Source organism: Mycobacterium sp. MAA66, from assembly GCF_041261665.1.
GTDB lineage: Bacteria > Actinomycetota > Actinomycetes > Mycobacteriales > Mycobacteriaceae > Mycobacterium.
In genome coordinates, this window is record NZ_JBGCCC010000001.1 from 350,553 (window position 1) to 372,944 (window position 22,392).

Consider the following 22,392-nt stretch of genomic DNA (forward strand, 5'->3'; position numbering starts at 1 on the left):
ACCGCTCAATTGAAAAACCCCGCGCAAGCCCGGCGATCCCGGGCGCGCGGGGTTTTACTTTTCTCGGGCTAGGGCCGGGGGAGCCTGCGGTGCAGGGGATTCGCAGTCACCTGTGCGCGGCGGTTGCTTGCCGGCAAGCTCCGGACCACATCTGGGCTGTCGGCCGTGGCACGGGTGCCATCGTGCAGTCGCATCGCCGTGGTGCTGCCGATGCCCAAGCTCGGCGCGCCCACCTTGCGTCGGGCCTGACCGTCACAACTCGGGCAGCACACGACGTCGGGCACCGTGGCCATCGGGTGTAGTTCGGTGAAATCCGGGCAACCCTGTCCGCACCGGTATGCATAGGTAGGCATGGCGATCACCATAAGCCCTATCGGCCAACGTCATCCGGACGTAACGTGGGCGATCTATAGACGAGACATCTTCACTATTGAATACTTCCATTCGGAATGAAATGTCGTGTGTCGCCAGGCTAGGGAGGTCAATGTGCCCGAATTGCTGTTCCCCTTGGATTCGACGAAGAAGTTCACCGAGCAGTCGCTCGTCGGCCACAACCGCTGGCATCCGGATATCCCGCCGGCGGTGACCGTCAAGCCGGGGGACAGCTTCCGGGCGCATTGCCGGGAGTGGTTCGACGGCGCGATCCATAACGACGACTCGGCCGAGGACATCCTCAATGCCCCACTCAAGGGCGTGCACTGTCTGTCCGGGCCGTTCGCGGTCGAGGGAGCCGAGCCCGGCGATCTGCTGATCGTCGACATCCTCGATGTCGGGCCCATTCCGCAGGAGGACTCGGGGCCGCTGGCGGGGCAGGGCTGGGGGTACACCGGAATTTTCGCCAAACAGAACGGCGGGGGATTCCTCACCGATCAGTTTCCCGATGCCTACAAGGCGATTTGGGACTTCGCCGGCCAGAGTGCAACCTCACGGCACGTGCCCCGGGTGAAGTACACGGGCATCGTGCATCCAGGTCTGATGGGCACCGCACCGTCGGCGGCTCTGCTGGCCAAATGGAATGCGCGAGAGGGTGCGCTGATCGCGACTGATCCGGACCGGGTCCCGCCGCTGGCCTTGCCGCCCGAACCACAGGACGCGATCCTCGGTTCGTTGCGCGGCGAGGCGTTCGCCAAGGCTGCAGCCGAGGCTGCCCGCACTGCGCCGCCTCGGGAGAACGGCGGGAATCAGGACATCAAGAACCTCACCAAGGGCAGTCGGGTGTTCTATCCGGTGTTCGTACCGGGTGCGAACCTGTCGTTCGGCGACCTGCACTTCTCACAGGGCGATGGCGAGATCACGTTCTGCGGGGCGATCGAGATGGGCGGATTCCTGGACCTGCATGTGGATCTGATCAAGGGCGGTATGGATACCTACGGTGTCAATGAGAACGCGATCTTCATGCCGGGTAACACCGACCCGCAGTACTCGGAATGGCTGGCCTTCTCCGGTACCTCGGTAACGCTCGACGGCGAACAGAAGTACCTCGACTCGGATTTGGCTTATCAACGAGCCTGTCTGCACGCGATCGACTACCTCACCAAATTCGGATACCGGCCCGAGCAGGCCTATCTGCTGCTCGGGTCCGCGCCGATCGAAGGCCGGCTTTCCGGAGTGGTGGACATCCCGAATTCCTGTGCCACGGTGTACATCCCGACGGCGATCTTCGACTTCCCGGTGGCGCCGTCGGCGTCGGGGCCCTACCAGATCGATCCCGGAATGGGTGCACCGCACGCCAGTTTCTGATCTTGCAGCCGGCGGTCGGTCCCTCGATTATGTTGGGGGACCGGCTGTTTGGCCGGTGCGGTGCTTGGCGATGGATGTCCGGCTCACCGTAACGCGGTGAGCAACTCGGCCAGTTTGTCGGCCGGAACCGGACTGGTCGCACACAGCGCGGTCAATTGCTCGGACTTGTTGAGGCGCTCGCGGATCTGGCGGTAGAGCGAAGCGCCCCGCCTGGTCTGATACACCAGTACCCGCCGTCGATCGACGATATCGGCCTTGCGCAGCACCAGATTGTCGTCGACCATGCCATCGATCAAGCGGGTCAGGCTGGGCCCAGGTAGCAGAGTCACATCGGCCAGCGCAGTCATCGGTTTGCCGACGCCACCGTCGAGAGTGGCCAGCACATGCCATTGCCGCACCGACAAACCGGCCAGATGCTCGGTGACCAGGCGGTCGAGCTCATGGGCGGCCGACTTCACCAATCGAGAGAGCTCCTCGATCGTGTCGGCGCGGGTGCCCAGCTTGATGTCCATGATGGCGCTCAGCCTACCGCTGTTGGCGCATTCGTCTCGCCGGGAAACTACGCTGGTCGGCAGGTATGTTGAAATGAATTCTTGCCGCTGAGTATTGGACGTCGTGGTCTTTGCGACTCGGGTGGCATAGCTGGGCCGGTCTCCTGGACGAGGTGATGGTGGATCCGAATCCTGACGGTGGGCTGCCGACAATTACCGCGCGCGGCGACCAGGACGTGGTCGACATCGCGCTCGTGGTGCCGTTGAGTGGACCCGCCGGAATGTTCGGGCCGTCCTGCGAGGCAAGCGCCGAGCTGGCCGCCGAAGACATCAATGCTGCCGGCGGCATCCTGGACCGGCCGGTTCGCATTCATCCGGTCGACGCTGGTGCGCAATTGGGTGATCTGGCTGATGAATTGGGCCGCTTGGTCACCCAACAGCGGATTGATGCGGTGGTGGGTTGGCATCTGTCCAACGCCCGGCGGGTGATCACCCCGCAGACCGCCGGTCGAGTGCCCTACGTGTACACCACCTTCTATGAAGGCGGAGAGAGCGCTGACGGGGTTTACATGGTAGGCGAAACCCCAGAGCAGCAACTATTTCCGGCGTTGTGGTGGTTGCGGGAGAACCTCGGGCTGAGACGCTGGTGCATCGTCGGTAACGACTACATCTGGCCGCGGCAGACCGCGAGGGTGACGAAGGAGTACATGTGGCGATCGGGCATCGAATTCGTCGGTGAGGCCTTCGTTCCGTTGGGGGGACGAGATTTTGGGCCGATGCTCGATCTCATCGGCAGCTCGCAGGCCGACGGCGTGCTGGTGCTGATGGTCGGCGCAGACAACGCCGCGTTCAACCGTGCGTTTGCCGGTACCGGTCTGTGTCAGAGCGTCGTTCGACTGTCGCTGATGATCGGTGAAGATGTGTTGTGCGCCAGCGGAAGTGGGGCGACCACCGGCTTGTACACGGCGTGCGGTTACTTCGAGAGCCTGCCCACCGAGGTGAACATGGGGTTCGGCTCGCACTATCAGCAGCGGTTCGGCACTGCAGCTCCGGTGCTGAACAATATCGGTGAATCCTGTTATGAGGGACTGTTGCTGCTGACTGCGCTTGCGCAGGCGGCCCGCAGCCTAGAGGTGTCGGCGATCGACCGGGTGCGGTCCAACGTCGCTTACCAGGGACCCCGGGGTGAGGTTGCCATGCGGGGTGCGCACACCCGACAACCGGTGTACCTCGCCAGCGCTGATGAACTCGAATTCGATGTAATCGCCGAGCTCACTTCATAACCGCCACGTGACATCCGTGGTTGAGACGGGGGAGGCGTGCTGGGCAACCCGGTAGGGCGCTGTTACCGTCACGCCATGACGCGGATAAGCACGTTCGGCGACGACGCCCTCGGTGACCTCGACGCCGTCGGCGTGGTCGAAGCGCTGCGCAGTGGTGCGGTGTCGGCGGCTGAGGTGGTGCACGCCGCGATCGCCCGCACCGAGAAGGCCGACCCCGAGCTGGGTGGTCTGGCCTACGAGGCGTACGAACAGGCCCGGCAGCGGGCAAGTGCGCCAAGGCCATTCGGCGGATTCTTCGATGGGGTGCCGACTTTCATCAAGGACAACGTCGCGGTCGGAGGTTGGCCGACTCAGCAGGGCACTGATGCCTGGACACCCCGACCGATGCCGGCCGACGGCAACTTCGCCCGGATGTATCTGTCGACCGGGTTGGTGCCGTTGGGCAAGACCCAGTTGTCGGAATTCGGGTTCAGTGCTTCGGCGGAGCATCCGCGGCTGGGACCGGTGCGCAACCCCTGGGATACCACCGTGACTGCCGGCGCGTCGTCATCGGGCGCAGGTGCGTTCGTGGCGGCTGGCGTGGTGCCCATTGCCCATGCCAACGACGGTGGTGGGTCCATCCGAATTCCGGCCGCCTGCAACGGATTGGTGGGTCTCAAGCCCACCCGCGGAAGGCTGCCGATCGATCGGGAGACCTGGATGCCGCTGCAGATCGTCGCCAACGGCGTGGTGACCCGCAGTGTCCGCGATACCGCTGCGTTCTATCGCGAAGCTGAGAAGATCTACCGCAGTCCGAAGCTGCCCGTCATCGGCGACGTCACCGGGCCCGGCCGGCGCCGGCTGCGAATTGCCGTGTGCACCAGCTCGATTGGTCGCGACGCCAGCCCTGAGATCCGCGACCTGACAGCGAAAGTCGCTGCCCAACTGGAGGGGCTCGGGCATCGGGTCGATAGCATCGGTAACCCGGTGCCGGACCGGTTCCGCGACGACTTCCTGCTCTACTGGGCATTTTTGGCGTTCGCGTTGGTCCGAGGCGGCAAGCGTACCTTCGGGCCCAGCTTCGACCGCAGCAAGCTCGACAATCTGACGCTGGGTCTGGACCGACAGGCTGCGCGCAACCTGCACCGCCTGCCGGCGGCCATCGCCCGACTGTCTGCATCACGACGCATCCCGGCTCGGCTGGCTCAGGACTACGACGTGGTGCTGACGCCGACACTGGCCCACGTGACCCCGAAGATCGGCTACCTGGACCCGACCGCCGACTACGACCAGATCATCTCGCGATTGATCGACTGGGTCGGATTCACACCGCTACAGAATGCCAGTGGGGCGCCGGCGATTTCACTGCCGCTGGCGCAGTCGGCCGACGGCCTGCCGGTGGGCATGATGCTGGGGGCGGCCGCAGGGCAGGAGGCGCTGCTGTTGGAGCTGGCCTACGAGTTGGAACAGGCCATCGGCTGGCCGACGCTGGCGCGCTGACTCAGCTCCGGCCGGCCAGCGCGGTCAGGATGGTGCGGAATTCGCGTTGCTGTTCAGGCGAGAGGTCGTCCAGCAGATTCTCGTCCGCGGCCCGAACCCCGGCATCGGTCTCCCGCGCCAGGGTGTGACCGGCCCGGGTCAGTTCGGTCGGGCGGGACCGCCCAGATGCGACGGTGGAGGGGCGGGCGACCAGGTCGCGATCCTGCAGGGCGCGAACCACGATGTTCATCGCCTGCGGGGAGACCCCGATCTCGCGGGCCATCTCGGCGTTGGACATCCCGGGGAAGTTCTCCAGCATCCGCAGGCAGATGAACTGCGGGAAGCTCAGGCCCAGTGGCTCGAGCACAGTGGCGGTGATTTCGGCGCGCAGCCGACCGGAGACGCGATTCAGCAGATATCCGAGCGGAGCGTCATCACCTTTGAACATGTCAACCATGTTGACACATATCAATCAGGTTGATAAACCGGACGCATGACCAGACCAAACGAAGTGATGTTCGAAGCCGCCTACCGGGGCGAGGCCCCAGAGATGGGAGAGGGGCAACGCCCGCCGTGGAGCATCGGTGAGCCGCAGCCGGAGATCGCCGCGCTGATCGAAGCCGGCAAGGTGCACGGTGAGGTTCTCGACGCCGGCTGTGGTGAGGCCGCGACCGCAATTGCCCTGGCCGAGCGCGGATTCGTGACCGTCGGACTGGACGCGTCGGCGACGGCGATCGAACTGGCCCGTGACGAGGCCGCCCGCCGCGGCGCGCACAACGCCAGCTTCGAGGTGGCCGACATCAGCAATTTCTCCGGCTACGACGGCCGATTCGGCACCATCATCGACAGCACGCTGTTCCACTCGATGCCGGTCGAGCTGCGCGACGGCTACCAGCGTTCCATCGTCCGGGCGGCGGCTCCCGGCGCCTCGTACTTCGTGCTGGTTTTCGACCGAAACGGTATGCCGGAGGGCCCGGTCAACGCCGTCACCGACGACGAGTTGCGCGAGGTCGTCGGCAAATACTGGGTTATCGACGACATCCGTCCGGCCCGGATCCACGCCCAGGTCTCCGCTGCCTTCCAGGAGCGGTTCACGACCTTCGGCGGCAGCGTTCGCGACGAAGCGGGCGGCCGCAAGTCGGTCGGCGCTTGGTTGCTGTCGGCGCACCTGGGGTAGATATTCGGGCCCGGCCCGACGGGGTTGCACCCTCGGGCCGCGCACCGGTCTCCATGAGGCAGGATGGAGCCGCCGCCTGACGTCAGGGGTGGTTTTGGCATGCAGGGGACCGGAGGAGTGTTCGATGGCCTACTCGCGAGTGGTGCTCAAGCTCGGTGGGGAGATGTTCGGCGGCGGCGCCGTCGGTCTGGATCCCGACGTGGTGGCATTGGTGGCCAGGCAGATCGCCGAGGTCGTCCGTGACGGTGTTCAGGTCGCGGTGGTCATCGGCGGCGGTAACTTCTTCCGCGGCGCGCAGTTGCAACAGCGCGGCATGGAACGCACCCGCAGCGACTACATGGGCATGCTCGGCACAGTGATGAACAGCCTTGCGCTGCAGGACTTCTTGCAGAAGGAAGGCATCGACACCCGGGTGCAGACCGCGATCACCATGGGACAGGTCGCCGAGCCGTACATCCCGCTGCGGGCACGTCGGCACCTGGAGAAGGGCCGGGTGGTGATTTTCGGCGCCGGCATGGGCCTGCCGTATTTCTCCACGGACACCACCGCTGCTCAGCGCGCCCTGGAGATCGGTGCCGAGGTGGTGCTGATGGCCAAGGCCGTCGACGGCGTGTTCACTGCGGACCCGCGGGAGGTGCCTGACGCCGAGATGATCACCAGCATCACCCATCGCGAGGTGCTCGAACGTGACCTGAAGGTCGCCGATGCCACCGCATTTAGCCTGTGTATGGACAATGGCATGCCGATGCTGGTGTTCAACCTGCTGACCGAAGGCAATATCGCGCGTGCGGTCGCGGGTGAGAAGATCGGAACGCTGGTTTCCACCTAGTCGGTGTGGTCTGAGACAGGAGAATGTGAAATGGGCGAGCGGCAGCGACAGGCAATAATCATGTGGGCGAGCGCCAGCGACGGGAATCAGTGAAGTGATCGACGAAACGCTCTTCGACGCCGAAGAGAAGATGGACAAGGCCGTGTCCGTGGCCCGGGATGACCTGGCGGCCATCCGGACCGGTCGGGCCAATCCCGGCATGTTCAACCGCCTCAACATCGAGTACTACGGCTCGATGACCCCGATTACCCAGCTATCGAGCATCAACGTCCCCGAGGCGCGCCTGGTGGTCATCAAGCCTTACGAGGCCAGCCAGCTCAAGTCGATCGAAGATGCGATCCGCAACTCGGACCTGGGCGTCAATCCGAGCAACGACGGCAGCGTCATTCGCATCTCCATCCCGCAGCTGACCGAGGAACGTCGCCGCGAGCTGGTCAAGCAGGCCAAATCCAAGGGCGAAGACGCCAAGGTCTCGGTGCGGAACATCCGTCGCAAGGCGATGGAAGAGCTGGCCCGGATCAAGAAGGACGGCGAGGCCGGCGAGGACGAGGTCGGCCGCGCCGAGAAGGATCTGGACAAGACCACCGGTACCTACACCGCGCAGATCGACGATCTGGTCAAGCACAAGGAAGGCGAGTTGCTGGAGGTCTAGGGACCACCAGCGCCCGAATTCTCATGGCCACCGACACCGCTCCCGCCGGGGAGCCCAAGAAGACCTCGCGCGCCGGGCGAAATCTGCCGGCGGCGATCGCCGTCGGCGTGATTCTCGGTGGCACCGTGATCGCCACCCTGCTGTTCGCCCCGCAGTTCTGGGTGGTGCTGGTCGCGATCGCCATCGCGTTGGCCACCCACGAGGTGGTCCGACGGCTGCGTGAAGGCGGTTATGCCGTCCCGGTGATCCCGCTGCTGATCGGCGGTCAGGCCATGGTCTGGCTGACGTGGCCATATCGGGAAGCCGGCGCGCTCGGCGCCTTCGGTGCCACGGTGGCGCTGTGCCTCATCTGGCGGTTGCTCTCCGGTGGGCTGAAGGTCGCGCCGGTCAACTACACGCGCGACGTGTCGGTGACGATCTTCTTGGCCGCCTGGGTTCCGCTGTTCGGCGCGTTCGCGGCGCTGCTGATCTATCCGCACTATCCGTACCTGGGCGACTATCACGCGGGCGCCATGCAGGTGTTCTGCATGATGCTGGGTGTGGTGGCCTCCGACATCGGTGGCTATACGGCCGGCGTGCTGTTCGGCAAGCACCCGATGGTGCCGGCGATCAGCCCCAAGAAGTCCTGGGAGGGCCTCGGCGGGTCGATGCTGTTCAGCATCGTCGTCTCGATGCTGTCGGTGCATTATCTGGCGGGTCGGCCGATATGGGTCGGCGTGCCTTTGGGCATCATGCTGGTCATCACCGGCACCCTTGGGGACCTGGTGGAGTCTCAGGTGAAGCGGGACCTCGGGATCAAGGACATGGGCACTCTGCTGCCGGGTCACGGTGGCCTGATGGACCGGATCGACTCGATCCTGCCGTCGGCGGTGGCGGCGTGGTTGGTGCTGGAGCTGTTGAGCTGACGCTCTGGGCGGCCGAGTTGAGCCAGCAGGCGGCTGCTCCGATGACCAGGCCGATGACGATCCCGATGTCCGGGCGCTGACCGAGGATCAGCCAGGACAGCAGCCCGGCGATCGCGGGGATCACGGCGAACAGCATCGATACCGCCGCCGCGCCGTACCGGTCGATGGCGCGCACGTACAAGGTCATGCACAGCGTCGAATTCAGCAGGACCACTGCGGCCACCCCGATGATCGCCTTGTGGAGGTCGGCCACGTGCCATGGCATGAAGACCGCCAGAATCGACACGGGCACCAGCGACGCCGCGTTCTGCAGGGCCGCGTTGGCCCGGAAGTCCACCCCTCTGCAGAACTTCTGCTGATACACCCCGCCCGCGGCGATCGCCAACAGCGAGGCGAACAGCAGGACAGTCACGACGTCCACCCCGCCGACCGTCAACAGTCGCTGTGCGCAGGCCGCGAGCACGGCGACCACACCCAGCACCAGCGCCACCACCCGCTTGGCGGTCAGGCGTTCACCGAGGAACACCGCTGCCAGCAGTGCCGTGGCCACGGGGTTCATCGAGATCATCACCGCGCCGAGCACCGCAGGCGAACCGTGCATCAAGGCCACGTACATGCAGCCGAACTGCAGCCCCTGGGTGAGCAGGCCGGCGACCAGGACGTGGCCCAGCAGGGCCCCGGTGGGCCATCTCACACCGGAAGCCAGTGCCCAGGCGGTCAGTATCAATGCGGATAGACCGAACCGGAACACCAACACGCTCATCGGTGACATGGCCGAAACGGCCAGTGCCCCAATGGGATAACCCAGTGCATAGATGACGGCCAAGATCGCGGCAGGACGAGGCGGCATGGCCCCATGGTGGGCGGTAGTCGGCGCGGAGTCCAATCATTTGATGGTGCAGTGCGATACTGGAGGCTCTTATGGCCGGTTCCCTACCTCTGGTTTTCGACGCGCCGCGACGGGCTATGCCGCCGCGGCACCTTGCCGACCTCGATGCCGACCAGCGAATCGCCGCCGTCGCCGAGCTGGGGCTGCCGAAGTTCCGGGCCAAACAGCTGGCCAACCAGTACTACGGCCGGCTGATCGCGGATCCGCGCGAGATGACCGATCTGCCGGCTGCGGTGCGCACCCAGGTGGCCGACGCGTTGTTCCCGGAATTGATCACGCCGGCGCGGCAGATTCAGTGTGACGCGGGGGAGACCCGCAAGACCCTGTGGCGCGCGGCGGACGGAACGACGTTCGAGTCGGTGCTGATGCGCTACCCCCAGCGCAACACCGTGTGCATCTCATCGCAGGCCGGCTGCGGCATGGCCTGCCCGTTCTGCGCCACCGGCCAGGGTGGGCTCAAGCGCAACCTGTCGACCGCCGAGATTCTGGAGCAGGTGCGCGCCGCGTCGGCGACCATGCGATCCGAACATGACGGCCGGCTCTCGAACATCGTGTTCATGGGTATGGGCGAGCCGCTGGCCAACTACAACCGGGTGGTGGCCGCGGTCCGGCGGATCACCGCGGCCGTGCCCGAGGGTTTCGGCATCAGCGCCCGATCGGTGACGGTGTCGACGGTGGGGCTGGCGCCGGCCATCCGCAAGCTGGCGGACGAGAAGCTGGGCGTGACCCTGGCGCTGTCGCTGCATACCCCCGACGACGAGCTGCGCGACACCCTGGTGCCGGTGAACAACCGATGGAAGGTGTCCGAAGTGCTCGACGCCACACGGTATTACGCCCAGACCACCGGGCGCCGGGTGTCGGTGGAGTATGCGCTGATTCGCGATGTCAACGATCAGCCTTGGCGGGCAGACCTTTTGGGCAAGAAGCTGCGTTCGGCCTTGGGCCCACTGGTGCATGTGAATCTGATTCCGTTGAATCCGACGCCGGGCAGCGAGTGGGACGCGAGTCCCAAGCCGGTGGAGCGTGAGTTCGTCAAGCGGGTCCAGGCTGCCGGGGTGTCCTGCACGGTGCGCGACACTCGGGGCCGCGAAATTGCCGCTGCCTGTGGGCAATTGGCGGCCGAAGGCTAGCTGCTTCGCGAGATCCCCACGGCGTGGCGCAGCTGGGAGAGGAACTGGTCGGCGTCGTCGCTGCGCACGATGTAGTGCGACACCGCCACCCGGATGGCCGTGCCGGCCTTGAGCCCGGCGTTGGGTCCGGTGAGCAGCTTCTGCAACCGGGCCCGCATGATCGGGATGACGTGGGTGAGTTGCGCGATGACGACCTCGGGCTCGATGTCGACCACTCGCACACCGGAATACGACTGCTGATACTGAACAATGAATCGCAAAGCGGCATCGAGCTTTTCGTTGCCGCGCAGCCCGGCGGTAGCCCGGCTGATGCCGTCGTCGAACAGATCCCGCTCGTGGCGGCCGAACGACTCGAGCAGCTCCTCCTTGGAGGCGAACCAGCGGTACAGCGTGGGCCGCGAGACCCCTGCCTGCAGAGCCACCTCGGACAGGCTGAGTTTGGTCTGGCCATTGCGGGCGAGCACCTCGGACGTGGCCGCGAGTATCCGGCTGCGCGTCGAGGTGTCCTCTGTTGCGGTCCCGGCGTCGTTCACGGTTCTGATGGTAGTTGCTGATCGGCTACAAACACTTCTGCAACTGCCTGACCGTGTCCAGATCTTCCAGGGCCGCCACTGCGCGGGCCAGGCCTTTCATCGCGATCGTGTGGTCCTGCATACCGCCCATGCCGGATGTGATCAACGTCGCGACGTATGCGTACGTCGCACCCTGACGGAACCGGTCCCACAGCTCGTCCCGGTCGAGCATCGGACCGCCGGCTGCGGCCAGCGCGCCGCGATAGAGGTCCAGCAGCTCACGCTGGTGGGCACGGCGGTCGTCGGTGGTCATGCTGGTCACCAGCGTGTACGACAGCTCGCGGCCTGGATGCCCTTTCCGTACCGCCTGCCAGTCCAGCAATCCCGCTTTTCCGTTGCGAAAGTAGATGTTTCCCGGATGTGCGTCGCCGTGCATGACGGTGGTGGGCGCCTGGTCGACGAGCGCCGCCGCGGCGCGGTAGTTGTCGATGATGAAGCGGCCGCTGGAGACCGGGATGTCGGTGCGTCCCTCCAGCTTTGTGATCGATGCGTTGGCCAGCGGCCCGGTCAGCAGGTTGGTGTCATCGCCGGAGGCCGAATACACCCACGGGTTGCCGGACCCGCCCCAGAAGGTGGCGTGCAGCCGCGCCAGCAGTTCCACGATCAGCGCGGCCTGATCGACGTTGAGCGGATGCAGGGTGTCCGGGAACTCGCACGGCCCTTCGGCCGCAAGGTCTTCGAGTACCAGGACGAAGCGGCCGGTCAGTTCGTCGAATGCGCTGCTGTGACAGCGCGGAACGTCGGGGAGTCGCGGCGCCAAGTCTCGGTAGAACCGCACCTCGGTAGCGCCGAGCCGGCCCAGTTCGCCCATCAGACGGGTGGCCACGGTCTCGGCGGCCATCTTCAGGAAGACGGTTTCGGGAACGTCGTCACCGGTCAGCCGGAGGCGGGCCCGGGACGAGGTCCCGGCGTCGCCGTCGATGATCTCGACGGACGTGACCTTCCGGCTCATCGCGGCGGACAGATAAGTCGCGTCCACATCGGCGATTTGGCGGGGGAGTGCGCGCATCCGCCCGATCGCCGCGTCAGTTGCGATACGTTGCACACCGTGGCCCAGATGGGCAACCAGGTTCAGGGTGGCAACCAGCGGAAGCATTCGGCAAGTTTACGAAGAATGCGATAGATGTAAAGGCGGGTTTGGGTATGGCCGGACCGATGGAGGGCTTCCGGGTGGTCGAGCTCGGTGTGTGGGTGGCCGCGCCCGCCGCCGCGGCCATCCTCGCCGATTGGGGTGCCGACGTCGTGAAGATCGAGTCACCGGCCGGTGATCCAGCGCGGACTTTCGGTGCGATGCTGGGATTGGAGCAGGACGGTGGCGTCGCGGCCAACCCGCCGTTCGAGATGGACAACCGCTCCAAACGCAGCATCGTATTGGATCTGGCGTCCCCGGACGGCCGCGAAGCGGCCATCCAACTGCTCTGTAGTGCAGACGTTTTCATCACCAATTTGCGTCCCGGCGCGCTGCAGCGGCTGGGGCTGGACCATCCGACCATCGCCGAACTGGCGCCGCAGTTGGTGTACGGCATGATCACCGGTTACGGAATGGACGGTCCCGACGCCGACCGTGCTGCCTACGATGTGGCCGCATTCTGGGCCCGCGCCGGAATCGCAGACCTGCTGACCAGGCCGGGCGACACCCCGCCGTTCCAGCGCGGGGGCATGGGTGACCACTCGTCGGGGATGACCCTGGCCGCCGCCGTGTGTGCCGCGCTGCTGGCCCGGAACCGTTCCGGTGCAGGACAATTGGTCACCACCTCGCTGTACCGGCAGGGGGCCTATACGATCAGCTTCGATCTGAACACCGTGCTGTTGTCCGGTCGGCAGGTGGCGATCGGACAGCGTGAGTCGATGGCCAACCCATGTATGAACAACTATGCCGCCGCCGATGGCAGACGGTTCTGGATCGTCGGTCTGCAGGGAGATCGGCACTGGCCCTCGCTGTGCCGCGCGATCGGGCGCGCGGACTGGCTCGACGATGACCGGTACCGCACCGCTCGCGACCGCTTCGTCAATGCCCGCGAGTTGATCGCCGCGCTGGACGCGATCTTCGCCACCCGGCCGCTGGACGAATGGGCCGAGGAGTTCGCCGCCGAGCCCGACTTCTTCTGGTCGCCGATCAACAGCCTCGATGATGTCATCGCCGACGAGCAGTTCTATGCGGCCGGCGGAATTGTCGATGTACCAGAAGGAAATTCGAGTGTTCCGATGGTCGCATCACCCGCCGACTTCTCCGGTACCCCGTGGCAGCCACGGTCGGTGGCTCCGGTCTTGGGACAGCACACCGAGGAGATCCTCGCCGAGCTGCGGCAGTCGCGCTGAGCGTCTCTCGGGATGCGCGGTCCATAGATCTTCGACTATATTTTGCTGATACGTCACCAATCAGGAATGTGATTACGTAACGTCGGCGTTGTGAGGATCATGCCCGTCGACCGTCAATCCTCTCCGACATGACGGTCGACGTCGGTGTACTCCGTCGTGTACTGACGGATCGCGACCAGCATCCGGTCCAGCAGCTCACTCAAGGTGTCGAGTTCGTCTTTGGAGAGCGGGTCGAAGAACAATTGCCGCACCAGTGCCACGTGGTTGGGTGCGGCGTGTTCGATGGCAGCCCTGCCCGCGGGGGTCAGACGAACGATCGAACCGCGGGCATCGTCCTGGCAGAACTCGCGAGCGACCAAGCCCCGCTTGACCATTCGGGTGACTTGATGCGAGGTGCGGCTACGGTCCCAGCCCAGCGCGATACCGAGGTCCTTGGTCCGCAATTGTCCGTTCGCGGCATCGGCCAACGGCACCATGACGGCGTAATCGGCGGCCGAGATGCCTTCTTGCCGCGACAGCTGAAGGTGGAACGCGGCCTGCAATTCCCTCCGCACATCGCGGTAGGACTGCCAGATTCGCGCTTCCCGTTTAGTGAGCCACCCGGACCTTCTCACCACAGCAACACGCTAGCAGGACACGTCCCCGATCAACGTCAACAGAAAGGCAGGCAGCAATGACCGATCTCGATACCCCCGAGGCCATCAAGGCATTGGTGCGGCGCAACACCGAAGAAGTCCAGGGCGGCGGCGATTTCGAGCTCTTCGACGAACTGTTCGCGGACGACTTCGTCGACCACACCCCCCAGCCCGGGACCACGCCCGACAAGGCCGGGGTCCTGGTGCTCTACAAACGACTGCGCGACGCCTTTACCGATTTTCGGCCCGAAATCCACTGGCAGGCCGTCGACGGCGACGTCGTGACGACCTACAAGGTCTATCACGGCGTCCACGACGGCGATTTCCTCGGCATCGCTCCTACCGGCAAGCGCGTCCAGTTCGAGACGGTCGACGCGATGCGCGTGCATGACGGCAAGATCACCGACCACTGGGGCGTGGCCAACCTCTATTCCGTCCTACAACAACTCGGAGCGCTACCGATCTGACCGAGTGGTTTCGACGCGGTGCGCGCTCAGCCGGGGTTCTTGAGCCGCGCGGCGTAGCGCAACTGCTCGAGGAACTGATCCTCGTCGTCACTACGAACCAGATAGTGCGACACCGCAACTCGCATGATGGTGGCCGCGATCTCGGCGGCGTTCGGCCCGGGGATCAACCGTTGCAGGCGTGCGCGCATCACCGGCATCGTGGCGCTCATGCGCGCGATGACCGGCTCGGGCTCGATGTCGACCATCCGAAAGCCGGGATAGGAGCGCTGATATTCGACGATGACCCGCAGTGCCGCATCGAGTCGTTCGGCAGGAGGCAGGCCCGCGGTCGCCTCGGCCACGCCGCGGTCGTAGAACGAACGCTCCCATTCCACGAAGGCCTCGAGCAGTTCTTGTTTGGAGGCGAACCATCGGTACAACGTCGGACGTGAGACCCCGGCCTGGGTTGCGACTTCGGACAAGCTGAGCTTGGTCATGCCTTGACGCCCGAGTACCGCGGCGGTGGCGGCGAGAATCCGCTCGCGCGTGGTGTCGGCCTCGGTTGACATGGCATAAGCTTTACAAAAAATTGCCGAAGTGTCACGCTAATTTAGTAGGGTCGCGATCGTCGGCCGCAGCGGGAAGGGGCGCCGGTGAGCGTTGTCAGTGAGTTGGACATCACGTCCCACGCTTTCTGGGAACAGCCATTCGACCAGCGCGACAAGACTTTTGCGCAATTGCGGCAGAGCAAGGGGGTGACCTGGCACCGGCCGCTGCCGTCGTTGTTCCCGATGGAGGAGCCCGGCTTCTGGGCGGTGACCCGACGCGCCGACATCGGCTACGTCAGCCACCACCCCGAGCTGTTCACCTCGGCTCACGGCGTTGCGCTCGATCCGATGCCCGCCGACGTGCAGCGATTCGCATCGTTCTTCCTGAGCATGGACCCGCCCGAGCACACCCGATACCGGCGGTTGATCAGCGCGGCCTTCACCCCACGCAACGTCCGGATGATCGAGCAGCAGATCCACGACAATGCGGTGCAGGTGGTCGACGATCTCGTCGGTGCCGGGGACGTCGACTTCGTCGAGGCCTGCTCGTCGCGGCTGCCGATGATGACCATCTCGGAGATGCTCGGTGTCGTTCCATCCGAGCGCGAAGCACTGGCCAAAGCCGCAGAGAAGTTGTTCAGCATGAGCGATGACGAGTACTCCTCACTCGAGGAACGCGCTGCCGACACCATCAACGAGATCATGCTGCTGTCCGGCACCGGCGTCGAGTTGGCCAAGTACCGCCGCGCCAACCCGGGCGATGACCTGATGACCGCGATCGTCAATGCCGAGGTGGACGGTCACCGGCTCACCGACGAGGAGATCGGCGCGTTCCTGATCCTGCTGGCCTCGGCGGGCAACGACACCACCAAGCAGACCACCACCCACGCCATGCTGGCGCTGCACCGCAATCCGGTTCAATTGGCTTGGCTGATGGAGGATCTCGAGGGCCGGATCGACCTGGCCGTCGAGGAGTTCATCCGGTGGGCCACGCCGGTCATGCAGTTCGCCCGCTTCGCCACCGAGGACACCGAGATCGCCGGCCAGCCGATCAAGGCCGGCGACAAAGTCGGCCTGTTCTACTGCTCGGCCAACCGCGATGCCGCCGTGTTCGAGGCGCCGGAGGAGTTCAACCTGCAGCGTTCACCCAACCCGCACATGGGCTTCGGTGGCGGTGGCCCGCACTTCTGCCTGGGCAACCAACTGGCCAAGGCTGAGCTGCGAAACCTGTTCCGGGAGTTGCTGACTCGATTGAAGACCATCGAGCTTGGCCAGCCCGACCTGCTGTACAGCAGCTTCGTGCACGGCATCAAACGTGTCCCGGCGCACCTGGCCTGATCGTTCGAGGAGGGGCAACCATGCGTATCGAGGTCGACCTGGATAAGTGCACCGGCCACGGCATCTGCGAGTCCATCGCCGACGAGATCTTCGAAGTGCAGGACGACGGTGCTGTGCGCATCCACGATGCTGAGCGCCCCGAAAGCGATCGGCAGCGCATGCAGCGGGTCGTCACCCAGTGCCCGGCGGCGGCGCTGCGGCTGATCGGTTAGTGCGCCCGCGCGCACTACTCGACGGTGCCCGTCAGACCGAGCTCGTCCAGCGTCTGTTGCACCGACTTGCCCAGTGCGTCTTTGTCATTGGCGGTGCCGAGAGTCCACCCGGTGACGGTGACCGAGGTGAATCGAGCTGTCTGCGCGGCCACCAGGAACAGATGCCCGCCGAGTCGTTCGAGGTCGGCCGACGTCAGCCCAGGCTCGATCATCCGGATCGACATGCGATCGGCGTCGGTGCCGTCTGGCCGGTTCACCGCACCGGCGATGGTGCCGATATTCGAACAGCCGATGGGTTTGCCAACCTTGAGCACCATCTTCTCCAGGCGCCGGGCCGCGAACTTGGGGACCAGCGGAGTCAACGGCAGTGGCGTCATCATCACCGTCGTCCATTCATCGACACCGGCCAGTTCCTGCTTGATGCCGCTGCGCAATTCACTCAAGTCGGTGTCGACCGGCGCTGGGTCGGTCATCACGGTGATGGTGGTCAACGCGTTGCCCCGGGTGTCGCCGGCGGAGCGGATGCTGACCGGGAACGACAGCATTGCCCGGCCGTCGTCATCCACACGTCCGATGACCTGCCCGAGCCGCGCCCCGAAGGCAGCGAACAGCACATTGCTGGTCCCGCCAAGGCTTTCCGCACGCCGATTCCAGGTCTCGGTCTCGACGTACAGCGTGACGGTCGGTAGCCGTACCGGTGCCTCGGTGCCAGTGGTCACCGGAGCCGAGGTCGTTCGCGCCGAGGTCGCCAGGTCGCTCTTCTGCTCGCGGGCGATACGGGCGAGGCCGGCCACCGCGGCGAACCAACTGGGCACCGAGCGAATGGTCTGACGCATATCCTGACGTACCGCTTCGCCTCGGGTGCGCGACCCCGGCAGCGGATAACCGAGGTCGCGGGGAACCCCGTCGATGGCGTCGGCGACCGCCTCGCTGATCGCCAACGCATCACCGATGGTGTGCGACACCACCAGTGACGCAACGGAACCGCCGCCTTCCAGCGGCTGTACGCCGAGGTGCCAGGCAGGTCCCTGCTCTGGGTCGACCGGCAGATGTACGCGGTCGTCCGCCCAGTCACCGGCATCGGCGCGGCTGCGGACCTGCGCTGCGACGTCGAGATTCACCGGACCCGGCGAACTCACCCACCGGTGGCGGCCGAACGGCAGTGGCGAACGCTCGATACGGCGTCCCAGTAGGCCGCCCTCACCCAGATTGCGCTGCAACCGGCGTAACCCATCCAGATCGACGGGCCGGTCATAGATCCAGGTGAACTGGATGACCGGACCACGGCCCAGAGCTCGCAGCCCCATGAACGACCCCTGGTCGAGGTAGTCGATGGTGTTGTCAGGTCCGGTCATGCGCCGATGGTACCCGGGCCGTTCATAATGTCCCGGTGAGTGATCAGTCTGTTGACCGCGTGGTGAGTCGGGAAGCGGCCGTTGGGTTGGAGGCCCGGTTGTCGTGGTTGCTGGCCTGGCTGGCGGGCATGATCGGCGCGGTGGCCTTCCTGCACAGTGCCGGCTACTTCGTCACCTTCATGACCGGCAACACCGAGCGTGCGGTACTGGGTTGGTTCCCCGTTGCCGGTCGGCAGAAGGTAGCCGGCGCCGGCCCGGAGGCCGCGATCTGGCTCATTGTGATGTTTCTGTTGGGTGTGTTCGCCGCGTCGTATCTGCGCCGCAAGTACTGGAAGAACCATCCGCACGGAGCCACCCTGCTGGCCACGTTCGGCTTGGTGGTCGCCGCGATTGTCGAACTGATCGAGGACGGCTGGGACTACCAGGAAGTGGATTTCACCGGAATCCTCATGGTCTCGTTCTCAGTGGGTGCCCTGAACACCAGCTTCATCCGCAACGGTGAGGTTTCGGTGCCGCTGAGCTACGTCACCGGAACGTTGGTCAAGCTGGGCCAGGGGTTGGAGCGGCACTTCTGTGGCGACGGCACCATCTACGACTGGCTGGGCTATGTCGCGCTGTACTGCTCGTTCCTGTTCGGTGCGGCGATCGGTGGTGTCCTGGCCGAACACTCCACCGGTCCCCAGCTGATCGGGGTCGTCGGGCTGATCTGTGGGGCCACCACGCTGTACACCTTCGTCCGCTGGGACAAGGTGCCGCAGCGCAGTTAGCGAGGCCGGACCAAGACCGACTGTTGGATGTGCCCGACCGCACCGGCCCGATCGAACAGCGTGCCCACCGTGGTGCCGATACCGTCCGGGCCGTAACTGGTGTCGGCGCGGATGCCGATCCACTCACCGTCGGGCAGTCGATGGATGTGCACCACCAGATCGGTGTTCAGGAATGTGTACTTACGAATGTCGATCTTGGAGCCGATGCCGTTGGCGTCATCGGCCACCGCGAACAGCCGTTGCAACGGCGTCATCGATTCGCCCTTGACCAGATCGACCGTCGGGCTCAACCACGATTCACCCGGACCCGGGGACAGCGGCACCGTCAGCCAGCGCCAGTCGATGCTGTGCACGTAGTTGGGCTGCCAATTCTTCGCCATGTCACGGCTTTTCGCGTGTTCCAGCGGTGCCAGTGGGACGTCCGCGTCCTGTGCGACCGTGCTGGTGTCCAGCTGCAGCATGCGCCAGCCGCCGGCCCGCGCAACGACTCTGGGCGCACCGTCGGGACCCGGCGCCAGCATCTGGGCGCCGACCAGCTCGACCTGCTTACCGGGCCGCTCCAGTTGCGCCCGCACCCACAGATCGCCTTCGGCGGGCACCCCGCCCATGAGATCGACGGCGACGCGGGCCAGTCGGGTGTCGGTGCGGCGTTCGCAGTTCTCCAGCGCGCGGACCAGTAGCGCCGACACTGGGGCGGCATGCTGGATGTCGGCCGACCAGGTGCCGCGCACCATATCGGTGGCGCGGAACTTCTCGCCGTTCTCGTCCGCGGGATCGAGCAGTTCGTAGTACGAATCAGACATCTGAACCCGGTGCCGGTACCTCGACCAGCAGTGCCTCCACCGTCGACTGGTTCGTACCGATCATCCGATCGGGATGGCAGTCGTGCGTGGTGACCAGGAACAGCGTCTTGCCCTCGGGGCCACCCAACGCCGCCGCGATGGCCATCCGTTCGCCGATGTCGATACGGTCGGTGACGGTTCCGCCCTCGGTGATGCGCTGGAACTGATGGGCCAGCGTGAGCGCGGCCCACACCCCACCGTGGCTGTCGATGGCGAGGCCGTCCGGTGGTCCGTCCAGTCCGTCGGCGAATACCCGCCGATCCGACAGGGCGCCGTCGTCGGCGATGCTGAACCCGGTGAGTCGCCGGCCCGTCGACTCGGCGACGATCAACGTCGAGCCGTCGGCGGTGATGACCATGCCATTGGGGAAGTCCAGCCCCTCAGCCACCACACGCACCGTGTCGTCGGCGCCGATCAGTACCACGACGCCAGTTTCGCGGGCTTGTGATCCGATGTAGGCGCGGCCGGCGTCGGTCACCACCAGGTCTCCCAGATCGGCAGATACCAGGCCGCTGAGGTCGGCCAGCAGTTCCACGCTGTCACCGTCGTAACGCAGCACCTGGCGGGCCGTGGCGGACACGATCAGCAGGGTGCCGTCGGGCCGAAAACCCAAGCCGGACGGGCGATGTCCGGGCAGCGGCAGCGTGGTGATGGCGCCGCTGAGGTTCACCGTGTGCACGGCCTCGCCGAGCATGTCGGAGAACCACAACAGACCTTCGAACCAGCGGGGGCCTTCACCGAAGCAGAACCCACCGGCGAGTTGGATTGTCGGCACCGGTTCGGCTTGGACACTCATCGCGGCGTACCTTTACAAATCATGCCCTGAGTGTCACGCTCGCAGGGTGCGACTGTCAACCACCGGTGGCGTGTCATGAAGACGTTCTACGGCCACACCCTGATGTACCTGCACGAGACCATCGACCTGGGTGCCGGGTCGGTCGAGGGATTTCTCGCGGTATTCGGCGAGGTCTACCGCCCGATGATGGAAGACCTGGACGCACGACTGTTCGCGATGTGGGAGACCACCCGATACAACGGGCACTGGCCGCAGGTCACCACGATCTGGGAAATCGACGCGTTCGCCGACTACGCCCGCATCGGGAGGGCGCAGGGCCATGGCGGCAGTCACGAACGTCAGGCCGGGCAGTGGGCGGGGTTCCTGGCTTCGGTGGGTGCGCGCGGCGAAGGCCGGATCATGTACGCCGGCAAGTACAACCGCACCCTGGCGCAGCTTCAGCAGGCGAATTTCGGTGCGGGACTGGTGATTCAGGAAGTCATGGAGACCAAGCCGGGTAAGCAGGACGACTACATTCGCGAATTGGAGCGGTTGTACGTGCCGTGGTCGGAATCCACCGGCAAGCGGTGGCTGGGCTCGTTCATCACCACTTTCCGCTTCAACGAGGTCATCCACTACTGGGCACTGGATGGCGACTGGGATTGCTTCGAGAACCACTATCCGTCCTGGAAAGGCAACCCGCCGGCGGAGATCGTCACCTGGATGAGTATGGCCCCGGCGCTGCGCGACGGCTGGGAAGACTCGATCATGTCCGCGCTGCCGCCCTCACCTCTGCAGTGAAAAGCACTGCGGTGCAAGGGTTCACGTATGATCCGTTCGCTCCCGAGGTGATGGCCGATCCGCATCCGTTCTACCAGGTTTTGCGCGACGAACACCCGGTGTACTACGTCGAGGCGTGGGACACCTACGCGCTTTCCCGGTTTGAGGACATCTGGACTGTGCTGGAGCTCAACGACGGCACGTTCGTGGCTTCTGAAGGCACCTTGCCCGCTGCTGATGTGCTGGCCGGCCACAACGACGGACCGGTGGTCGACCCGGCGTGGCACCCCATGCCGTTTCACGCCAATTTCGACTCACCGATCTACGAGGACGTGCGCAGGTGCACCGCGACGCAGTTCCGGCCACGATCGGTGAACCAGCTGGCCGACCGCATCCGCGAACTGGCCAACCAGCGCCTCGACGTGCTGCTGCGGCAAGGAGATTTCGACCTCACGCAAGACTATGGCGGAGTCGTCGCAGCATCGGTGGTGTGCGAATTATTGGGTCTGCCAACGGAACTTGCGCCGGAGGTGCTGGCCAGCGTCAACGCCGGGAGCCTGGCCGAACCGGGCGCCGGGGTGGAGATCGGCAATGCCCGGCCCGGCTACCTGGAGTATCTGACGCCGTTGGTCGGCGAGCGGCGGGCCGGCCGGCGTGAGGGCAACCTGCAGATCGTCGACGCCCTGCTGGATTACCGGCTGCCGGACGGGTCCGAATTCACCGACACCGAAGCCGCGGTGCAGCTGCTGGGGGTGTTCATCGGCGGCACCGAGACCGTGCCCAAGGTCGTCGCGCACGGCCTGTGGGAACTGCTGCGCCATCCCGAGCAGCTGGCCGCAGTCCGAGAGGACCTGGACACCAACGTTCCGGTCGCTCGCGAAGAAATGATCCGGTACTGCGCCCCCGCCCAGTGGTTCGCCCGAACTGTGCGCCGCCCGTTCACCATTCACCGCACCACTATCAACCCGGGACAGCGGATCATCACCCTGCTCGGCTCGGCTGCCCGCGACGAACGTGAATACGACAAACCCGAACTCTTCATCTGGAACCGGCCGATTGCGCGGTTGCTGTCCTTCGGTCGTGGGCAGCACTTCTGCCTCGGCGTACACCTGGCGCGACTAGAGATCACCATCTTGGTCACTGAATGGCTCAAGCGGGTCGGGGAGTTTCACATACATCCCGGCGCCGCATTCCGTCCACCGTCCAGCTTCCAATGGGGCTTCAACAACGTCGGGGTGGAGGTCTGAAC

26 protein-coding genes are annotated in these 22,392 nt (G+C 65.2%); 15 read left to right on the forward strand and 11 right to left on the reverse strand.

Going from position 1 to position 22,392, the window contains the following annotated elements:
* Nucleotides 1–68 precede the first annotated feature (68 nt).
* Nucleotides 69–353 carry an FmdB family zinc ribbon protein gene (locus ABIA30_RS01705; protein ID WP_370061490.1) on the reverse strand — a complete coding sequence of 95 codons (285 nt, stop codon included), beginning with the start codon at nucleotides 351–353 and terminating at the stop codon, nucleotides 69–71.
* 133 nt (nucleotides 354–486) lie between these two features.
* On the opposite strand from ABIA30_RS01705, the gene fmdA reads away from it, so the two are divergent.
* Nucleotides 487–1,740 (forward strand): formamidase, encoded by a 1,254-nt coding sequence (gene fmdA / locus ABIA30_RS01710; RefSeq protein ID WP_370061492.1) that lies wholly within the window; start codon nucleotides 487–489, stop codon nucleotides 1,738–1,740.
* Nucleotides 1,741–1,823: 83 nt separating this feature from the next.
* Here fmdA and ABIA30_RS01715 read toward each other — a convergent pair whose 3' ends face one another.
* The gene (locus ABIA30_RS01715) at nucleotides 1,824–2,252 is read right to left on the reverse strand and encodes a MarR family winged helix-turn-helix transcriptional regulator (RefSeq protein WP_370061494.1); all 429 of its coding nucleotides are present in this window, start codon (nucleotides 2,250–2,252) and stop codon (nucleotides 1,824–1,826) included.
* Nucleotides 2,253–2,407: 155 nt separating this feature from the next.
* Between ABIA30_RS01715 and ABIA30_RS01720 the strand changes: the two genes are divergently transcribed.
* Together ABIA30_RS01720 and ABIA30_RS01725 are read left to right on the forward strand one after the other, a co-directional pair.
* Nucleotides 2,408–3,514 carry a substrate-binding domain-containing protein gene (locus ABIA30_RS01720; RefSeq protein WP_370061496.1) on the forward strand — a complete coding sequence of 369 codons (1,107 nt, stop codon included), beginning with the start codon at nucleotides 2,408–2,410 and terminating at the stop codon, nucleotides 3,512–3,514.
* Nucleotides 3,515–3,589: 75 nt separating this feature from the next.
* Complete coding sequence (locus ABIA30_RS01725) at nucleotides 3,590–4,993, forward strand: amidase (protein WP_370061498.1); 1,404 nt, start codon at nucleotides 3,590–3,592, stop codon at nucleotides 4,991–4,993.
* A 1-nt stretch (nucleotide 4,994) separates the two neighbouring features.
* On the opposite strand, the gene ABIA30_RS01730 is transcribed toward ABIA30_RS01725, so the two are convergent.
* Nucleotides 4,995–5,420 (reverse strand): MarR family winged helix-turn-helix transcriptional regulator, encoded by a 426-nt coding sequence (locus ABIA30_RS01730; protein WP_370061500.1) that lies wholly within the window; start codon nucleotides 5,418–5,420, stop codon nucleotides 4,995–4,997.
* 45 nt (nucleotides 5,421–5,465) lie between these two features.
* Here ABIA30_RS01730 and ABIA30_RS01735 point away from each other — a divergent pair, with 45 nt between their 5' ends.
* The 4 genes from ABIA30_RS01735 to ABIA30_RS01750 all read left to right on the forward strand — a co-directional run bounded on the left by ABIA30_RS01735 (nucleotide 5,466) and on the right by ABIA30_RS01750 (nucleotide 8,535).
* Nucleotides 5,466–6,149, forward strand: a complete 684-nt coding sequence (locus ABIA30_RS01735) for a class I SAM-dependent methyltransferase (RefSeq protein WP_370061502.1) — start codon at nucleotides 5,466–5,468, stop codon at nucleotides 6,147–6,149.
* A 124-nt stretch (nucleotides 6,150–6,273) separates the two neighbouring features.
* On the forward strand, nucleotides 6,274–6,978 hold the full coding sequence (gene pyrH, locus ABIA30_RS01740; protein WP_370061504.1) for a UMP kinase: 705 nt from the start codon (nucleotides 6,274–6,276) through the stop codon (nucleotides 6,976–6,978).
* 94 nt (nucleotides 6,979–7,072) lie between these two features.
* Nucleotides 7,073–7,630 carry a ribosome recycling factor gene (gene frr / locus ABIA30_RS01745; RefSeq protein WP_370061506.1) on the forward strand — a complete coding sequence of 186 codons (558 nt, stop codon included), beginning with the start codon at nucleotides 7,073–7,075 and terminating at the stop codon, nucleotides 7,628–7,630.
* Nucleotides 7,631–7,653: 23 nt separating this feature from the next.
* Nucleotides 7,654–8,535 (forward strand): phosphatidate cytidylyltransferase, encoded by an 882-nt coding sequence (locus tag ABIA30_RS01750; protein WP_370061508.1) that lies wholly within the window; start codon nucleotides 7,654–7,656, stop codon nucleotides 8,533–8,535.
* On the opposite strand, the gene ABIA30_RS01755 is transcribed toward ABIA30_RS01750, so the two are convergent.
* Entirely contained in the window at nucleotides 8,426–9,385 is a 960-nt protein-coding gene (locus tag ABIA30_RS01755; RefSeq protein ID WP_370061510.1) for a DMT family transporter, read from the reverse strand. The two genes, ABIA30_RS01750 and ABIA30_RS01755, sit on opposite strands and share 110 nt — an antisense overlap.
* A 71-nt stretch (nucleotides 9,386–9,456) precedes the next feature.
* On the opposite strand from ABIA30_RS01755, the gene rlmN reads away from it, so the two are divergent.
* Nucleotides 9,457–10,554 carry a 23S rRNA (adenine(2503)-C(2))-methyltransferase RlmN gene (gene rlmN / locus ABIA30_RS01760; protein ID WP_370061512.1) on the forward strand — a complete coding sequence of 366 codons (1,098 nt, stop codon included), beginning with the start codon at nucleotides 9,457–9,459 and terminating at the stop codon, nucleotides 10,552–10,554.
* On the opposite strand, the gene ABIA30_RS01765 is transcribed toward rlmN, so the two are convergent.
* Both ABIA30_RS01765 and ABIA30_RS01770 read right to left on the reverse strand, forming a co-directional pair.
* A complete protein-coding gene (locus tag ABIA30_RS01765) occupies nucleotides 10,551–11,087 on the reverse strand; it encodes a TetR/AcrR family transcriptional regulator (protein WP_370061514.1) in 537 nt (178 codons plus the stop codon). The two genes, rlmN and ABIA30_RS01765, sit on opposite strands and share 4 nt — an antisense overlap.
* A 25-nt stretch (nucleotides 11,088–11,112) precedes the next feature.
* Nucleotides 11,113–12,222, reverse strand: coding sequence for a phosphotransferase (locus ABIA30_RS01770; RefSeq protein ID WP_370061516.1), 1,110 nt, complete (start codon nucleotides 12,220–12,222; stop codon nucleotides 11,113–11,115).
* 47 nt (nucleotides 12,223–12,269) lie between these two features.
* Between ABIA30_RS01770 and ABIA30_RS01775 the strand changes: the two genes are divergently transcribed.
* Nucleotides 12,270–13,445, forward strand: a complete 1,176-nt coding sequence (locus tag ABIA30_RS01775) for a CaiB/BaiF CoA transferase family protein (RefSeq protein WP_370061518.1) — start codon at nucleotides 12,270–12,272, stop codon at nucleotides 13,443–13,445.
* A 113-nt stretch (nucleotides 13,446–13,558) separates the two neighbouring features.
* Here ABIA30_RS01775 and ABIA30_RS01780 read toward each other — a convergent pair whose 3' ends face one another.
* The gene (locus ABIA30_RS01780; protein WP_370061520.1) at nucleotides 13,559–14,062 is read right to left on the reverse strand and encodes a MarR family winged helix-turn-helix transcriptional regulator; all 504 of its coding nucleotides are present in this window, start codon (nucleotides 14,060–14,062) and stop codon (nucleotides 13,559–13,561) included.
* A 56-nt stretch (nucleotides 14,063–14,118) separates the two neighbouring features.
* Between ABIA30_RS01780 and ABIA30_RS01785 the strand changes: the two genes are divergently transcribed.
* Nucleotides 14,119–14,547 (forward strand): ester cyclase, encoded by a 429-nt coding sequence (locus tag ABIA30_RS01785; protein WP_370061522.1) that lies wholly within the window; start codon nucleotides 14,119–14,121, stop codon nucleotides 14,545–14,547.
* A 26-nt stretch (nucleotides 14,548–14,573) separates the two neighbouring features.
* Here ABIA30_RS01785 and ABIA30_RS01790 read toward each other — a convergent pair whose 3' ends face one another.
* Nucleotides 14,574–15,095 (reverse strand): TetR/AcrR family transcriptional regulator, encoded by a 522-nt coding sequence (locus ABIA30_RS01790; RefSeq protein ID WP_370061524.1) that lies wholly within the window; start codon nucleotides 15,093–15,095, stop codon nucleotides 14,574–14,576.
* 84 nt (nucleotides 15,096–15,179) lie between these two features.
* On the opposite strand from ABIA30_RS01790, the gene ABIA30_RS01795 reads away from it, so the two are divergent.
* Entirely contained in the window at nucleotides 15,180–16,412 is a 1,233-nt protein-coding gene (locus ABIA30_RS01795; RefSeq protein WP_370061526.1) for a cytochrome P450, read from the forward strand.
* A 20-nt stretch (nucleotides 16,413–16,432) separates the two neighbouring features.
* Nucleotides 16,433–16,624 (forward strand): ferredoxin, encoded by a 192-nt coding sequence (locus tag ABIA30_RS01800; RefSeq protein ID WP_370061528.1) that lies wholly within the window; start codon nucleotides 16,433–16,435, stop codon nucleotides 16,622–16,624.
* Nucleotides 16,625–16,638: 14 nt separating this feature from the next.
* Here the strand turns inward: ABIA30_RS01800 and ABIA30_RS01805 are convergent, their stop codons facing one another.
* Nucleotides 16,639–17,979 (reverse strand): hypothetical protein, encoded by a 1,341-nt coding sequence (locus tag ABIA30_RS01805; protein ID WP_370061530.1) that lies wholly within the window; start codon nucleotides 17,977–17,979, stop codon nucleotides 16,639–16,641.
* A gap of 35 nt (nucleotides 17,980–18,014) precedes the next feature.
* Here ABIA30_RS01805 and ABIA30_RS01810 point away from each other — a divergent pair, with 35 nt between their 5' ends.
* On the forward strand, nucleotides 18,015–18,746 hold the full coding sequence (locus ABIA30_RS01810) for a YoaK family protein (protein ID WP_370061532.1): 732 nt from the start codon (nucleotides 18,015–18,017) through the stop codon (nucleotides 18,744–18,746).
* Here ABIA30_RS01810 and ABIA30_RS01815 read toward each other — a convergent pair.
* Nucleotides 18,743–19,549 carry a thioesterase family protein gene (locus tag ABIA30_RS01815; RefSeq protein ID WP_370061534.1) on the reverse strand — a complete coding sequence of 269 codons (807 nt, stop codon included), beginning with the start codon at nucleotides 19,547–19,549 and terminating at the stop codon, nucleotides 18,743–18,745. The genes ABIA30_RS01810 and ABIA30_RS01815 overlap by 4 nt on opposite strands.
* Nucleotides 19,542–20,384, reverse strand: coding sequence for an SMP-30/gluconolactonase/LRE family protein (locus ABIA30_RS01820; protein ID WP_370061536.1), 843 nt, complete (start codon nucleotides 20,382–20,384; stop codon nucleotides 19,542–19,544). Before ABIA30_RS01820 ends, ABIA30_RS01815 begins: the two co-directional genes overlap by 8 nt.
* Before the next feature lie 75 nt (nucleotides 20,385–20,459).
* On the opposite strand from ABIA30_RS01820, the gene ABIA30_RS01825 reads away from it, so the two are divergent.
* Both ABIA30_RS01825 and ABIA30_RS01830 read left to right on the forward strand, forming a co-directional pair.
* Entirely contained in the window at nucleotides 20,460–21,164 is a 705-nt protein-coding gene (locus ABIA30_RS01825; protein WP_370061538.1) for an NIPSNAP family protein, read from the forward strand.
* A gap of 50 nt (nucleotides 21,165–21,214) precedes the next feature.
* Nucleotides 21,215–22,390: a cytochrome P450 gene (locus tag ABIA30_RS01830; RefSeq protein ID WP_370063222.1), complete on the forward strand. Its 1,176-nt coding sequence runs from the start codon at nucleotides 21,215–21,217 to the stop codon at nucleotides 22,388–22,390.
* Nucleotides 22,391–22,392: the final 2 nt, after the last annotated feature.

Excerpts from the sequence above, each read along its gene's own strand:
- ABIA30_RS01805 (WP_370061530.1), bottom strand. The coding sequence starts at position 17,979 with ATGACCGGACCTGACAACACCATCGACTACCTCGACCAGGGGTCGTTC.
- rlmN (WP_370061512.1), top strand. The coding sequence starts at position 9,457 with ATGGCCGGTTCCCTACCTCTGGTTTTCGACGCGCCGCGACGGGCTATG.
- ABIA30_RS01775 (WP_370061518.1), top strand. The coding sequence starts at position 12,270 with ATGGCCGGACCGATGGAGGGCTTCCGGGTGGTCGAGCTCGGTGTGTGG.
- ABIA30_RS01750 (WP_370061508.1), top strand. The coding sequence starts at position 7,654 with ATGGCCACCGACACCGCTCCCGCCGGGGAGCCCAAGAAGACCTCGCGC.
- ABIA30_RS01725 (WP_370061498.1), top strand. The coding sequence starts at position 3,590 with ATGACGCGGATAAGCACGTTCGGCGACGACGCCCTCGGTGACCTCGAC.
- ABIA30_RS01820 (WP_370061536.1), bottom strand. The coding sequence starts at position 20,384 with ATGAGTGTCCAAGCCGAACCGGTGCCGACAATCCAACTCGCCGGTGGG.
- ABIA30_RS01785 (WP_370061522.1), top strand. The coding sequence starts at position 14,119 with ATGACCGATCTCGATACCCCCGAGGCCATCAAGGCATTGGTGCGGCGC.
- ABIA30_RS01825 (WP_370061538.1), top strand. The coding sequence starts at position 20,460 with ATGAAGACGTTCTACGGCCACACCCTGATGTACCTGCACGAGACCATC.
- ABIA30_RS01800 (WP_370061528.1), top strand. The coding sequence starts at position 16,433 with ATGCGTATCGAGGTCGACCTGGATAAGTGCACCGGCCACGGCATCTGC.
- ABIA30_RS01735 (WP_370061502.1), top strand. The coding sequence starts at position 5,466 with ATGACCAGACCAAACGAAGTGATGTTCGAAGCCGCCTACCGGGGCGAG.
- ABIA30_RS01720 (WP_370061496.1), top strand. The coding sequence starts at position 2,408 with ATGGTGGATCCGAATCCTGACGGTGGGCTGCCGACAATTACCGCGCGC.
- ABIA30_RS01715 (WP_370061494.1), bottom strand. The coding sequence starts at position 2,252 with ATGGACATCAAGCTGGGCACCCGCGCCGACACGATCGAGGAGCTCTCT.
- ABIA30_RS01705 (WP_370061490.1), bottom strand. The coding sequence starts at position 353 with ATGCCTACCTATGCATACCGGTGCGGACAGGGTTGCCCGGATTTCACC.
- ABIA30_RS01770 (WP_370061516.1), bottom strand. The coding sequence starts at position 12,222 with ATGCTTCCGCTGGTTGCCACCCTGAACCTGGTTGCCCATCTGGGCCAC.
- ABIA30_RS01730 (WP_370061500.1), bottom strand. The coding sequence starts at position 5,420 with ATGTTCAAAGGTGATGACGCTCCGCTCGGATATCTGCTGAATCGCGTC.
- ABIA30_RS01815 (WP_370061534.1), bottom strand. The coding sequence starts at position 19,549 with ATGTCTGATTCGTACTACGAACTGCTCGATCCCGCGGACGAGAACGGC.
- pyrH (WP_370061504.1), top strand. The coding sequence starts at position 6,274 with ATGGCCTACTCGCGAGTGGTGCTCAAGCTCGGTGGGGAGATGTTCGGC.
- ABIA30_RS01830 (WP_370063222.1), top strand. The coding sequence starts at position 21,215 with ATGGCCGATCCGCATCCGTTCTACCAGGTTTTGCGCGACGAACACCCG.
- ABIA30_RS01790 (WP_370061524.1), bottom strand. The coding sequence starts at position 15,095 with ATGTCAACCGAGGCCGACACCACGCGCGAGCGGATTCTCGCCGCCACC.
- ABIA30_RS01755 (WP_370061510.1), bottom strand. The coding sequence starts at position 9,385 with ATGCCGCCTCGTCCTGCCGCGATCTTGGCCGTCATCTATGCACTGGGT.